Origin of the sequence: Bacteroides faecis (assembly GCF_020091505.1) — a bacterium.
Lineage (GTDB): Bacteria > Bacteroidota > Bacteroidia > Bacteroidales > Bacteroidaceae > Bacteroides > Bacteroides faecis.
Genome location: NZ_CP081916.1, coordinates 5685566 through 5699081 on the forward strand (window position 1 = coordinate 5685566; position 13516 = coordinate 5699081).

Annotated in this window: 11 protein-coding genes; 5 read left to right on the plus strand and 6 right to left on the minus strand. The window is 41.1% G+C overall.

Translation table 11 applies throughout. The annotated features are described in order from the left end of the window. Positions 1-60: 60 nt before the first annotated feature. The 4 genes from K6V30_RS22555 to K6V30_RS22570 form a co-directional block, all read right to left on the minus strand. Positions 61-2979 (minus strand): PL29 family lyase N-terminal domain-containing protein, encoded by a 2919-nt coding sequence (locus tag K6V30_RS22555; RefSeq protein WP_224207206.1) that lies wholly within the window; start codon positions 2977-2979, stop codon positions 61-63. A gap of 373 nt (positions 2980-3352) precedes the next feature. Then, positions 3353-4291 (minus strand): tyrosine-type recombinase/integrase, encoded by a 939-nt coding sequence (locus tag K6V30_RS22560; RefSeq protein ID WP_022302501.1) that lies wholly within the window; start codon positions 4289-4291, stop codon positions 3353-3355. A gap of 169 nt (positions 4292-4460) precedes the next feature. Then, a complete protein-coding gene (groL, locus tag K6V30_RS22565) occupies positions 4461-6098 on the minus strand; it encodes a chaperonin GroEL (RefSeq protein ID WP_010539042.1) in 1638 nt (545 codons plus the stop codon). Between the two features lie 51 nt (positions 6099-6149). Continuing rightward, on the minus strand, positions 6150-6422 hold the full coding sequence (locus tag K6V30_RS22570; protein WP_010539043.1) for a co-chaperone GroES: 273 nt from the start codon (positions 6420-6422) through the stop codon (positions 6150-6152). A 241-nt stretch (positions 6423-6663) separates the two neighbouring features. Between K6V30_RS22570 and K6V30_RS22575 the strand changes: the two genes are divergently transcribed. Together K6V30_RS22575 and K6V30_RS22580 are read left to right on the plus strand one after the other, a co-directional pair. Continuing rightward, a complete protein-coding gene (locus tag K6V30_RS22575; RefSeq protein ID WP_081030906.1) occupies positions 6664-7710 on the plus strand; it encodes a L,D-transpeptidase in 1047 nt (348 codons plus the stop codon). 45 nt (positions 7711-7755) lie between these two features. Beyond that, positions 7756-8451, plus strand: coding sequence for a murein L,D-transpeptidase catalytic domain family protein (locus tag K6V30_RS22580; protein ID WP_162533270.1), 696 nt, complete (start codon positions 7756-7758; stop codon positions 8449-8451). Between the two features lie 499 nt (positions 8452-8950). Here the strand turns inward: K6V30_RS22580 and K6V30_RS22585 are convergent, their stop codons facing one another. Next, on the minus strand, positions 8951-9502 hold the full coding sequence (locus K6V30_RS22585; RefSeq protein WP_055270663.1) for an NUDIX hydrolase: 552 nt from the start codon (positions 9500-9502) through the stop codon (positions 8951-8953). A 287-nt stretch (positions 9503-9789) separates the two neighbouring features. On the opposite strand from K6V30_RS22585, the gene K6V30_RS22590 reads away from it, so the two are divergent. Continuing rightward, positions 9790-10455 carry a hypothetical protein gene (locus K6V30_RS22590; protein WP_130061820.1) on the plus strand — a complete coding sequence of 222 codons (666 nt, stop codon included), beginning with the start codon at positions 9790-9792 and terminating at the stop codon, positions 10453-10455. 154 nt (positions 10456-10609) lie between these two features. On the opposite strand, the gene K6V30_RS22595 is transcribed toward K6V30_RS22590, so the two are convergent. Then, positions 10610-10771, minus strand: coding sequence for a hypothetical protein (locus tag K6V30_RS22595; protein ID WP_022302496.1), 162 nt, complete (start codon positions 10769-10771; stop codon positions 10610-10612). A 256-nt stretch (positions 10772-11027) separates the two neighbouring features. Here K6V30_RS22595 and K6V30_RS22600 point away from each other — a divergent pair, with 256 nt between their 5' ends. Then, the gene (locus tag K6V30_RS22600; RefSeq protein ID WP_022302495.1) at positions 11028-12497 is read left to right on the plus strand and encodes a 4Fe-4S dicluster domain-containing protein; all 1470 of its coding nucleotides are present in this window, start codon (positions 11028-11030) and stop codon (positions 12495-12497) included. After that, positions 12478-13515: a [FeFe] hydrogenase H-cluster radical SAM maturase HydE gene (gene hydE / locus K6V30_RS22605; RefSeq protein WP_055270667.1), complete on the plus strand. Its 1038-nt coding sequence runs from the start codon at positions 12478-12480 to the stop codon at positions 13513-13515. The genes K6V30_RS22600 and hydE overlap by 20 nt, the downstream gene beginning before the upstream one ends. Position 13516 lies beyond the last annotated feature (1 nt).

Sequence of the window (13516 nt, forward strand, 5' to 3'; positions counted from 1 at the left end):
TCATTATGAAAAGCCATACTTTTTCAAGTCAGACTTTTTTTGTGAGGAGACAATAGTCTGTTATTGAGCGTCTTTTGCCAATTTAACAGGGATATTACATGTTACGACTGACAAGTCTTTGAATGTAACCTTCGCTGTCACAGTAAGATTGTAGTCTTTCACCAAAGTAGAACCTTGATTTTTCCAAGTTACAACACCTGTTACATCATTTACTTCCAGTTTAGAATCTTTAGACATATTAGAAGTCAGTTCAGTCCAAGCAGCATTCTCTACGAAAGCATATTCTACGCTGACAATATCATTAGTCAACTTATAAGTATCTGTAGCCTTAGAGCTTAATACCAAAGTTTTTGACGTATTGTTGTAAGAATAGATATTGCTACCTTCATTGTCTTTAACAACAACCTGCGGCATCGTTGCACCTGTGTTCTCACCAATACCATTACCATAAATACTTATGCCATTAGTAGTACCGGCAACAAACGGATTAACGAATACAATGTTATAGTTGAAGTTACATGTTTCATCGTTCACCAAAGTAACCTTGTAAGTCATGTTCTTAACATCGTCACGCTTAGTCATCGCTTCAGTCAACTTCACAGTTTCATCCGTATTGAATGAAGTCAAAGGATCAGGAGTAACTCCAGTAATACCACTAGCCCACTGGAACTGGAGAGCGTTCACATTATTCACCTTATTATAATATTCGAAGATATTCTCTCCTTCCATATTAGCGAAGTGCTCGCTTACTACAGAAGACATTTCCCAGTGACCGGAAGTATTCTGTCCCTTTATCACGATACAGTCATTATAAGTTTTGCCATCAGCAAGAGACTTATAAGTTTCGTTGTAATACAGAGGATTATAAACATAAGGAACACATTCTTCCTTCACATAGAATATTTGCTCAAGTTTAATATCGCCATGTGAATTATCATTAGAAGGAATGATAATCTTCACTGAATACTTAGCACCCTTACCGTCAATATCCTTATAAGTGTTCTGAGTCTTAATCAGGTTGTTGATACCAACTTTAATAGCTGAAGTCTTAGTAGCATCATCATTCAACTTAATGTTAAGCAGAAGACCCTTATTAGAGATTACAACATCAGTTTGCTGAGAAACTTCTTCACTGATGATTGTTTCTTCCTGACCACTCTTATTTGTTACAGTAACCAATACATTATATTTATGATCCTGACCACCATAATAATTCCAGAATGTAGTAGAAGTCAACTTAGCAGTACCATAAATCTTATTGTTGATAGCCTGATAATCCATGTTCACATTATCAAGAGGATAAGCATTGGTAAATGCATTATCATCGCTTTCTAACTTATGATAATCAGCAGCCTTAGGATCAGACATATTGATAGTACCATAATCAGGTTTAGTACCCGGAGTAGGATCTTCTTCTGTAATAGACAGTTTAATGTAAGAAGAAGCAACCAGTTTCTTCGCACCATTATTGCTAGTCAGGAAAGCATCTACTCTCACTACCGGAGTACGTCCGATAGCCGGAGTTCCGTTAACGACTTCCGGATTAACTTTGATCACACCATTAGCAAGAGTGTTTTCTCCCTCTTTTGTAATAAACCACTGTTGATTAGTCTTTTCATCATCATTAGCCAGATATTTTTCAGGTATAGAGAATTCATAGCTCATACCTTTGAAACCCAATTCAGCCAACCAGTCAGTCTTGATATCAGAATACAATCCTACGTAATCTTTAAGATTAATAGTGCCTGTATACTTAAATGCGGCATTTGCCTCAGCATCCAGTGCAACAAACTGTTTGATGAAAGCGTCTGATTCACCTTTAGCAATAGATTGTGTACGTTTGTAGAATGTTACAGCAGCCTCACCCTGCACCGTTTTTACACTATCGGCAAGTACGAGGTCTATTTCTTCAGAAGTCACATGAACATAATCAGAAGTCAAAGGTGTCTGACCATACCATGCCTGCAAAGCAGCGATGTTATATTCTTGATTTTCAACCAATGCATTCGGATTGACAGTAGCATCGATGACAGCAACACCATCACTTACAGTTTTATTGTCTACGTTCAAAAGAACAGTTCTGTCACCGGCAGCACGAGTCGTAATTTTACGGTCAATGAAACCATATACAGTTTTTGCATCTACATTTGCATCTTCCGGATTCAAACGATAGTTCATTGCAACAACGTTAGATTTTCCCCAGTCAGACTGTTCTTTGAAAGCGTTGTTAGCAGTATTATACTTAGTTTCATCCAAATAGTTCTTAATATGATAGAAAGGATTACTAGTAGTAGCATATGGAACATCCTGGCTTACAACATCAGGTATAAATGCTATAGAAGACAAAGCGATACCAGAAACCAAGTCAACAGAGATAGACTGACCATCTTTTCCCTGAACACCGGTAAGAGTTAACACATTACCATTAAGTACTGCGCTAATACCTCCTTCAGAGGCAACTTTCCAATTGATGTCTGTTGATTCAACAAATTTGTTATCTTTCCATATATCAAAGCATCCGGTTTCCTGATTAGGTACATAGTACAGCCCATTTTCACCCGGCTTGCCATCTTCACCCGGTTTGCCATCAGCTCCCGGCTTACCATCAGCACCTGCTTGTCCATCTACACCGACAGCTTTGTATTGAGTCTTCACGCCATCTTTATACCAATAGCCATCACTTTCGCCGATTGTCCAGACAGCAGCATCTTTACCAGCAGCACCGTCCTTACCGTTTGTCAACTCATAGCTTTTACCATCGCTGAGCGTTACAGTAATTCCATTTTCTCCCTTAGTAACGTTCGTGATGACAGCTCCACCATTTACTTTAGCCTGCAATTCATCCAGTGACACTTTTACAGCATCAATCTGTTGTTGCAGATTGTCAATGTCATCATCGTAGTCTTTACAGCCTACATAGGTGACAGTAGAAAGTGCCAACGCCCCGAAGAACATCACTCTTACAAATTTTCTTTTCATAACTACTTAAAAATTACATTAATAATATATTATTAAACACTAAGTTTCAATAATAAACGCCCGTTACTTTATAGGTAACAGGAAAACCTTTGTCCAGGCTTTTAGAGGGCCTTCTATACGAAAAACTAAATGATTTGGCTACGAAACATATTTACCCCTGCTTCTGAAATGCGGCAGAGGGGAGGGAAATCTTTTATTCTGATGAAAGGATTACAAAAGTCCAATACTAAGAAATCCGCTGTTTTATCGTGTAATTTCTCTTTTTTTAGTAGTTTACTAGAAATAATATCTTTTTTGTTTGCATGTTTTCCAAAATATATCCATCTTTGCAACGCTATTCGGCTCTGTTACCTATAAAGTAACGTCCTTATTTTCAGACGATTGCCCATCCAGTTGATCGCCGAACAAAATCCACGATCTTTTTATTAGCCTCATCAATTTTCTTATTATGAAAAGGCTTCAGATAGGTTTCTGTCACAGTGATAGATGAATGTCCCATTGCTTCGGAAATAATTCCCGGATGGATTTCACAATGATACGCAGTCGTAGCCCACGTATGGCGAGCCGTGTATGAGCTCAATTTTCCTTCCATCCCCATCAATTTCCCCAATAGCATCAGTTTTTGGTTGAAGCTACGCAAAGCCAGTTGGTATTCACGGTAAGCCTCTTCTGTTCCTTCATCACTACTCAGAATTGGAAATAAATAAGGAGAACTCTCATTACGATCCATATATCGTCGCAACAACACCATTGCTTCCGGTGCAAGAGTGACAGACAACGAACGTCCCGTTTTGCGGCGACGATAAGTGATTACATTGTCTCGCAAATCACTTTTCCGCAGATAAGCCAGATCTACAAAAGGCAGACCACGAAGCAGGAACATCAGAATAAACAAATTCTGCGCATGCCTTAAATCCGGGGTCACTTCTGGCAATTCCGGCAGACGTCCGAAAACCTTGCGCATTTCTTCATCCTCCAACGCTCGCTTTCTATCAGCACGTGTACCTGTATAAACAGAACGAAACAAATGAGGGATATACTCCGCTTTCCGAAGATCCACGGCTCGATTGTAAACTGCACGAAAAACCCGAAGATAGGTGGAAACAGTATTCCAACTACACCCCCGACTCCGAAGATTTACTTCAAAGGCTTTCAACCATTCGGGAGTCACCCGACGAAAATCAAGATGTTTACTTCCATGAAAGGTGATCACGGTATTCAACGTACTTCGATATACATGGGCAGTCCCAAAATTTCCCTCTGCCCGTAGCTCATCGGCTACTTTTCTAAAAAATAAAATTAAATTCCCCATCGTATTAAAACTGTTAATTACAAAACCAAAAATACACACTTTTCCTATAAACAGTAACAGTGAGTCCAGAATTAACAAAATCGGGGAACAAAGAGTTTAACGCAAAAAAGAACCGCCCCCCCTGTAGGGAAGCGGTTCCAAACTATTTTTTAATCTAAGAAAGACGAGATTACATCATTCCGCCCATGCCTCCCATTCCGGGAGCACCCATCGGCATTTCAGGTTTATCTTCTTTCTTTTCCACGATCACACATTCAGTAGTCAGGAACATACCTGCGATAGAAGCTGCGTTTTCAAGAGCTACACGAGCCACTTTAGCTGGGTCTACTACACCGGCAGCATGCAAGTTTTCGTAAACATCAGTACGGGCATTGTAACCGAAGTCACCTTTTCCTTCACGTACTTTCTGAACAACTACAGCGCCTTCTTTACCTGCATTAGCTACAATCTCGCGAAGCGGCTCTTCGATAGCACGTTTGATGATACCAATACCGGTTGTTTCATCAGCATTGTCACCCTTCATGCCTTCCAAAGAATCGATAGCGCGGATATAAGCTACGCCACCGCCCGGGATGATACCTTCTTCGATAGCTGCACGAGTTGCACGCAATGCATCGTCTACGCGGTCTTTCTTCTCCTTCATTTCTACTTCAGAAGCAGCACCTACGTAGAGAACTGCTACACCACCTGACAATTTAGCCAGACGTTCCTGCAATTTCTCACGGTCGTAGTCTGATTTAGTAGCAACGATCTGAGCCTTGATCTGATCGCAACGTTCTTTGATGTTTTCTTTATCACCGGCACCGTTTACGATGGTAGTATAGTCTTTAGAAACTGTTACTTTGTCAGCAGTACCCAACATTTCGATTGTAGCCTGCTCCAGTTTCAGACCTTTTTCTTCGCTGATTACCATACCACCTGTCAAGATAGCGATATCCTCCAGCATTTCTTTACGACGGTCGCCGAAGCCCGGAGCCTTCACAGCACAAATCTTCAACTGAGAACGCAGACGGTTCACTACCAAGGTAGTCAACGCTTCGCTATCTACATCTTCTGCGATTACCAACAAAGGACGACCTGTCTGTACAGCCGGTTCAAGGATAGGCAAGAAATCTTTCAGGTTAGAAATCTTCTTGTCGTAAATCAGGATGTAAGGTTTCTCCATCTCACATTCCATCTTTTCAGTGTTGGTTACGAAGTAAGCTGACAAGTAACCACGGTCGAACTGCATACCTTCTACTACACCGATTGTAGTGTCAGTACCTTTAGCTTCTTCGATAGTGATCACACCGTCTTTAGATACTTTGCGCATTGCATCAGCAATCAATTTACCGATAACCGGGTCATTGTTGGCAGATACGGTAGCAACTTGTTCGATCTTGTCATAGTTGTCACCTACAGTTTCTGCTTGTGCCTTGATTGATTCCACCACTTTGGCAACAGCCTTGTCGATACCACGTTTGATATCCATCGGGCTTGCACCGGCAGTCACGTTCTTCAAACCTTCAGCTACGATAGCCTGAGCAAGAACAGTTGCAGTCGTTGTACCGTCACCTGCATCGTCACCAGTCTTTGAAGCAACTTCTTTCACCAGTTGAGCACCGGTGTTCTGGTAAGCATCTGCCAATTCGATTTCCTTTGCTACTGTCACACCGTCTTTTGTGATGTGCGGAGCACCGAACTTCTTCTCAATGATAACGTTACGTCCTTTTGGACCGAGAGTTACTTTTACTGCATTTGCCAATGCATCGACACCTTTTTTCAATTGGTCACGGGCATCGATATTGAATAATATTTCTTTTGCCATCTCCTTATTTACTATTTAATGATTTACAATTTTCTATTTAAGATCCCGAAATTAACCCAAGATAGCGAGAACGTCGCTCTGACGCATGATAAGGTATTTAGTACCTTCGACTTCAAGTTCTGTTCCGGCGTATTTGCCATAAAGAACTGTATCGCCTACTTTCAATACCATTTCTTCGTCTTTCGTACCGTGACCTACTGCCACAACTTCACCCTTCAAAGGTTTTTCTTTTGCTGTATCAGGAATAATGATACCACCAATTGTTTTTTCTTCTGCAGGTGCAGGGAGAATAAGCACTCTGTCTGCTAACGGTTTAATGTTCATAGTTCTTTTTTGATTTTATTTGTTATACATTATATTCATGTTTTGTCCTCTTTTGAAGAGGACGCTAAACTCATTGCGAAAAGCGTGCCAAAGCAAAAGAATGATTGTTTGGCAGAATTTGACTGACAAAATGACTGACAACCTGCTCCTATTGGCAAAAAAGCATATTTGTTCCTTACTTTTTAAACAAAAGAAGAGGATTATTCCTTTTAATAGTGTATATTCGTAAACGAACCTCAAAATGCATTGTATTAATAATATGAATAAAATAGGATTCGGTATATCCGTCACGTTCTGCATTCTGTGTTCCTGCACATCGCGTACAGGAGACATGCCTTCTACCGAAACACTGCAAACAGACTCTCTCATGCAAGATACGATTGCGGAGACGGCAGCCGAACCTGTAGTTAAAACAATTACTCCGGAACAAATCCATATCACCAAAGAACTGCTATATGACAAATATACGCTGGAAGACACCTATCCTTATAAGGATACTACCCGCAATTTTCAGTGGGATAAGATAAAGGAACAACTTGCTTTGCTCGAAAATATACAGCAGCAGCCTTCTCAATGGGCGATACTGCAGAACTACAAAAACAGAAACGGCGAAGCGCCTCTGGTGAGAACATTCAAAAGAAATGCTTACGGACGTGTAGCAGATACTCTCGGCGTAGAACGTTACCAGTCCGTTCCGCTTTATCTGCTGACAGATACCTTAGTACCCGAACGTTACGGTCAAGACGGGGAACTGACACGATTCCTCGAAGACGGGGAGAAATTCGTGAAAACAGAACCTATATTTACCGGAGGAGAATGGATGATTCCTAAAAAGTATGTCAAGGTAATCGGTGACACGGTTATTTTCAACAAAGCGATCTTTGTAGACCGCCACAATCAGAACATCGCCACGCTGGAACGAACGGGCGAAGGCGAATGGGTAGTACGCAGCATGAATCCTTCCACGACCGGACTTCACCGTCCGCCATATGCACAAGAGACACCTTTGGGGATGTTCGTACTGCAAGAGAAAAAAGTAAAGATGGTCTTTCTGAAAGATGGTTCCAAAGAGACAGGCGGCTACGCTCCTTATGCCAGCCGTTTCACGGATGGAGCATACATTCATGGAGTACCTGTCAACGAGCCACGAAAGACGCAAATAGAATATAGCTGGTCATTGGGAACGACTCCCCGATCGCATATGTGTGTACGAAATGCGACCTCCCACGCTAAGTTTATTTTTGACTGGGCACCTGTTAACGAGACGATTATTTTTGTTTTGGAATAAAATAGTTTTTATATTTGCCACGTTTTTATTCCTAGCTTACACACTATGTTTCAGAAAGTTATCTTTTGTTTGTTCTTTCTTTTCATTCCTCTGAACCGTGCTGCTGTCAATACGGTTGCCAACTCTCCTTTTACCTCTTCGGACCCGGTTTCAGAGCTAGCCGTCGGTGAGCAGCTTTTCGAAGAAATGGAATTAGGAGGAACTGTCAATTTCATTGCTTTCCGGCAGGCTGTAGCAGGTTATAATCGAATCAAAGAAAAAAACAAACCGATTCTGACACTGATAGACTTCTCCAAACCTTCTACCGAGAAACGCTTCTTTGTGTTTGACATGGAAAAGAAGAAATTACTGTATTCATCAGTCGTTGCACACGGCAGAAATAGCGGAGAAAATTACGCCACATCATTTTCCAACCAATATGGTTCATATAAAAGTTCGCTAGGCTTTTATCTTACCGAAAATACTTACCAAGGAGGAAACGGATATTCCCTTATTCTCAACGGACTGGAAAAAGGAATCAACGATAAAGCAAAAGCACGGTCTATCGTAGTGCACGGAGCTCCATACGCCAATCCGTCAGTAGCTGCTTCGGGACGATTAGGCAGAAGCCTCGGATGCCCCGCCCTTCCGACTAAACTCGCCCGCCCCATTATCAATACGATCAAAGACGGCAGTGTCATGTTTATCTATGCCAATAATCCGCATTATCTGGCACAAAGCAATATTCTACATAAGAATTAATCAATCTTTTCATCTTTCACATTCATCAGATTATAGTATACTAATAGACTGGCTGTAATTCATTAATAGACAAATTCCGTTGTATCAGGAGCAAACTTCCTTTGTTCTAAGGATAAACTTATCTTTTATCTAAAGCAAACTCAAAACGCAACCTTTGTTTTTATAAACGAAGCTTGCGTTTATAGAAATGAAGCTTGCATTTATAAAAACAAAGGTTGCGTTTTAAGTTTGGATCTAATACAAAAGAAGTTTGCCATTAGAGGAAAAGAAGTTAATCTCTAATGAAGCAGAACTTATCTATTAATAGATGACGGGAAGAGTAATAGGTTATTGGATAAGGAAACAGAGACCAAGATGGAAAAAGGGTGAAAGATGAAAGATAGGTGAAAGATCTTTCCTGCATCTTTCACCATCACAGGCCCTTGATCAATAAAGGGATTCCGCAGTATCAGTGAAAGATGAAAGATCTTTTTGAAGTTTTTTATTCAGGAGAGAAATGTTATTTCAAAGCAGCCATATACTTCCAAAGCGGAGCTGCATTCAATGCCTGCATTATCTGATTGTTGTCCAGCAGGCTTCTGACTTCTTCCAGAGTCAGCAGATGAACAGATAAATCTTCTGTTGCTTCCAGATGCTGATGATCTATCAGTTCTACATCAGTGGCAAGAAAGCAATAGGTCAGATTGGTATGAGTACTTGGATTGGCAGAGATCACCATATATTCCTGCCAGTTTCCCTTGCCGTATCCGGTTTCTTCCCACAATTCACGTTGGGCGGATATCAGAGGGGAAGCATCCTCCTTTTCACAAACGCCTGCACAAAGTTCATAACAGGTCTTTCCTACTCCCGGACGATATTGGCGCACAAACACGAACTTGCCTTCTTTCGTAATGGCAATCGTATTCACCCAGTCGGGATACTCCAATATATAATACTCAGGGATATGATTCCCATTGGGAAGCAGCATATCTTCGCAACGTACAGTCAACCAAGGACGGCGAAACAGGTATTTACTGCTCACCGTTTTCCATGCTTTCTCTTTTTCATCCATAATGATTCCATTTGTCTTTGACAAAAGTAATGTTTTTCTTCGGATTCCCCAAAAGCATGCTAATGACAGAAAGCTTAATCATACAATCAGCAACAAGTAATATGGTAACAAAAAATATCCACCAATTAAACCCTATTTTTTAACACCTAATCATACTATTCTGCATTATAGGCTCATATAGCGAATTACACATTTTTTAATATAATCTCAAAAAGATATCTTTGTCGTAGATTAATTACACACATTACTCAATACAAAACATTATCAATTAAAAAAGCGATACTATTATGAAAAGTTTAAATTACTGGATTTTAATGCTATTGATGGCTACTTCATGCTTCACATTAGTTTCTTGTGGAGATGATGACGACGAACAAGGAAACGGAACAACGAAAAAATGTCATGTAGATGCTGATGGTAGAAATATTGATTTCGGTTATGCGTATTTCTCCATTGATGAACCTTCTCACTCTGGAGGATTATATGACTATACACTTGAGTTCACAAATTACGATTATCTTTCTATTCTAAAAAATCCAGCATCAATTGTCGGAAAAAAAATCTCATCTTTTTATATTGGTTTTACCTCTCCCAATAAATATGATATAAATTCTCTTCCAGAAGGAGAATTTCCTTATTCCCGATATTCTAGTAATAAAAAGGAATCCTATTATGAATGTGAAATTGGTATTAATGGTACAATAAACAGTGACGGAGATGAATCTTGCGAACAATATTATGAAACAGACTGGAACAGTGGATATGAATCAGGAAATCTAATTATTAATAAGACATCAGAAGGATTATATAAAATAGAAATTAGAAACCTAAATTTATTAGCAGCCGAACCTGGAGACTTCGACATACACGAAAGTAAACGCAAAACAACTGGTTCGTTTTATTTTGAAGGAAGATTTGAAGATGTATCTTCTTATGATTTTGATTTTAATTAAAAATATGGATTCATTAATAATCACTTACGTACCATGAATCTCTAATAAGAAGAAATGGTGCCATTATAAATAATGCATCACTCTTATCTAGATCAAAATAATAACAAATACTTTCCGTATGAACAACCAAAAGGTTTGTTTATACGGAAAGCTTTTATTCGCAAGAGATTTCAATGGTTTGCACCTGTTCCAAATACTTTTTTGTAGCACCAACCAGCGAACTCCCCATATAATACAAAAACATCAGGCTGACAATAATCATCAATGCACCGATCATCGCAAAGCGACTTCTTTGCTCCAACATACTACTACTCATATCTCTTTCTCCTCTCTATTTTATGCTTCACAAAGATAACACCGGAATGCTACAAAAAATTGACAAGAATGTTTCAAAAAACTTAAATATTGAATTTATTTAACCAACCGGAAAGACATAGCCTCTTATATTCGGATTGTTTTATCCATCCGGAAACATGAATGTAACAATCTGCTACATTCAATTTAACGATTATTAGTTTATCCGCAAACTAGTTACTATCTTTGCACCCACTAACAACCCTTTTAATTACTATATGGCTTTTACGAATAATATTATGATTGTCCGGCACAAATTGCTGGCTGACCTTGTCAGACTCTGGAAAAACGACCAGTTAGTAGAAAAAATAGACCGCCTCCCTATTGAGCTGAGTCCGCGCAAATCAAAGCCGCTGGGACGTTGCTGCGTACATAAAGAACGCGCTGTGTGGAGATACAAAACTTTTCCGCTGATGGGACTGGATATGACAGATGAACACGACGAAGTAACTCCTCTCTCCGAATATGCACGGATGGCACTGGACCGTCCGGAGCCAAGTAAGGAAAATATCATGTGCGTCATTGATGAAGCCTGTTCTTCCTGCGTACAGATTAATTACGAAATTACCAATCTTTGCCGGGGATGCGTGGCACGCAGCTGCTACATGAACTGCCCCAAAGATGCGATACGTTTCAAGAAAAACGGTCAGGCAATGATTGATCACGATACTTGTGTCAGTTGTGGTATTTGTCATAAGAGTTGCCCTTATCATGCGATTGTATATATCCCTGTGCCCTGCGAAGAGTCCTGCCCGGTGAAAGCTATAAAAAAAGACGAACATGGCGTGGAGTACATTGACGAGAGCAAATGTATCTATTGCGGAAAGTGTATGAATGCCTGTCCATTCGGTGCTATCTTCGAAATCTCACAGACATTCGACGTATTGCAGCGAATCAAAAAAGGAGAAAAGATGGTTGCCATCATCGCTCCGTCTATCCTCGGACAGTTCAAAACATCTATTGAACAGGTGTACGGTGCTTTCAAAGAGATAGGTTTCACCGATATCATCGAAGTAGCCGAAGGAGCCATGATGACCACCAGCAACGAAGCACACGAGCTGTTGGAAAAACTGGAAGAAGGACAGAAATTCATGACTACTTCCTGTTGCCCCTCTTACATCGAACTGGTAGAGAAACATCTGACAGAAATGAAACCATACGTTTCTACCACAGGATCACCGATGTATTATGCAGCAAGAATCGCTAAAGAGAAGCATCCCGATGCGAAGATTGTATTTGTCGGTCCATGTGTAGCCAAACGGAAAGAGGTACGCCGTGACGAAGCGGTAGACTATATCCTGACTTTCGAGGAAGTCGGTTCTATCCTTGATGGAATGGACATTCAACTGGAGCAGGTGGATTCTTTCTCCATCCTGCATACTTCCGTACGCGAAGCACATGGCTTTGCGCAGGCCGGCGGTGTGATGGGAGCAGTGAAGGCATATCTGAAAGAGGAAGCGGATAAGATCAATGCTATCCAGGTATCAGATATCAACAAAAAGAATATAGCCTTGCTGCGTGCCTGTGCCAAAACAGGAAAAGCAGCGGGACAATTTATCGAAGTGATGGCTTGCGAAGGCGGTTGCATCACCGGACCAAGTACACACAATGACATTGTTTCAGGACGTCGTCAACTGGTACAAGAGCTGCTCAAGCGAAAAGAAAGCTATGAGACAATGGGTAGATAAACTACGAAAAGAAAGGACACTCCGACCGGAAGAATTTCGGCAACTGTTGACTGAATGTGACGGAGAGTTATTGCGCTATATCAACGAACAGGCGCAAGAAGTCAGCCTCCGTCATTTCGGTAACCGGATTTTTATTCGCGGGCTTATTGAAGTCAGCAACTGTTGCCGGAATAACTGCTATTACTGCGGTATCCGGAAAGGAAATCCGAATTTGGAACGTTATCGGCTAACCGCAGAAAGCATACTGGATTGCTGCAAGCAGGGCTATGAACTCGGTTTCCGCACATTTGTGCTGCAAGGAGGAGAAGATCCTGTACTGACAGATGAACGGATAGAAAGTATAGTCTCAGCGATTCACCGGAATTATCCCGATTGTGCCATTACACTGTCACTCGGTGAAAAGCCGCGTGAAGCATACGAACGTTTTTTCCAAGCAGGTGCCAACCGCTATCTGCTGCGTCACGAGACTTATGATAAATCGCATTATCGGCAACTACACCCCGAGGGTATGTCGTGCGGACGTCGTCTGCAATGCTTGCAGGATTTAAAAGAAATCGGTTATCAGACGGGAACCGGGATCATGGTCGGCAGTCCGGGGCAGACAGTGGAGCATCTGATCCAGGACATTTTGTTTATCGAACAACTTCGTCCCGAAATGATTGGTATCGGTCCTTTCCTGCCTCATCGTGACACCCCTTTTGCCCAGTCCCCCTGCGGAACCGTGGAACAGACCATCCTTTTATTATCCATCTTCCGGCTGATGCATCCGTCGGCACTGATTCCGGCCACCACAGCACTGGCTACACTCACTCCCGACGGACGGGAACGGGGAATACTGGCTGGTGCCAATGTGGTCATGCCCAATCTGTCGCCACAGGAAGAACGCAAAAAATACAATCTGTATAACAACAAAGCCTCCCTCGGAGCGGAATCTGCGGAAGGACTTAGAATATTACAACAACAGTTGGAAAACATCGGTTATCAAATCTCCTTCGACAGAGGCGATTACAAACAATAAA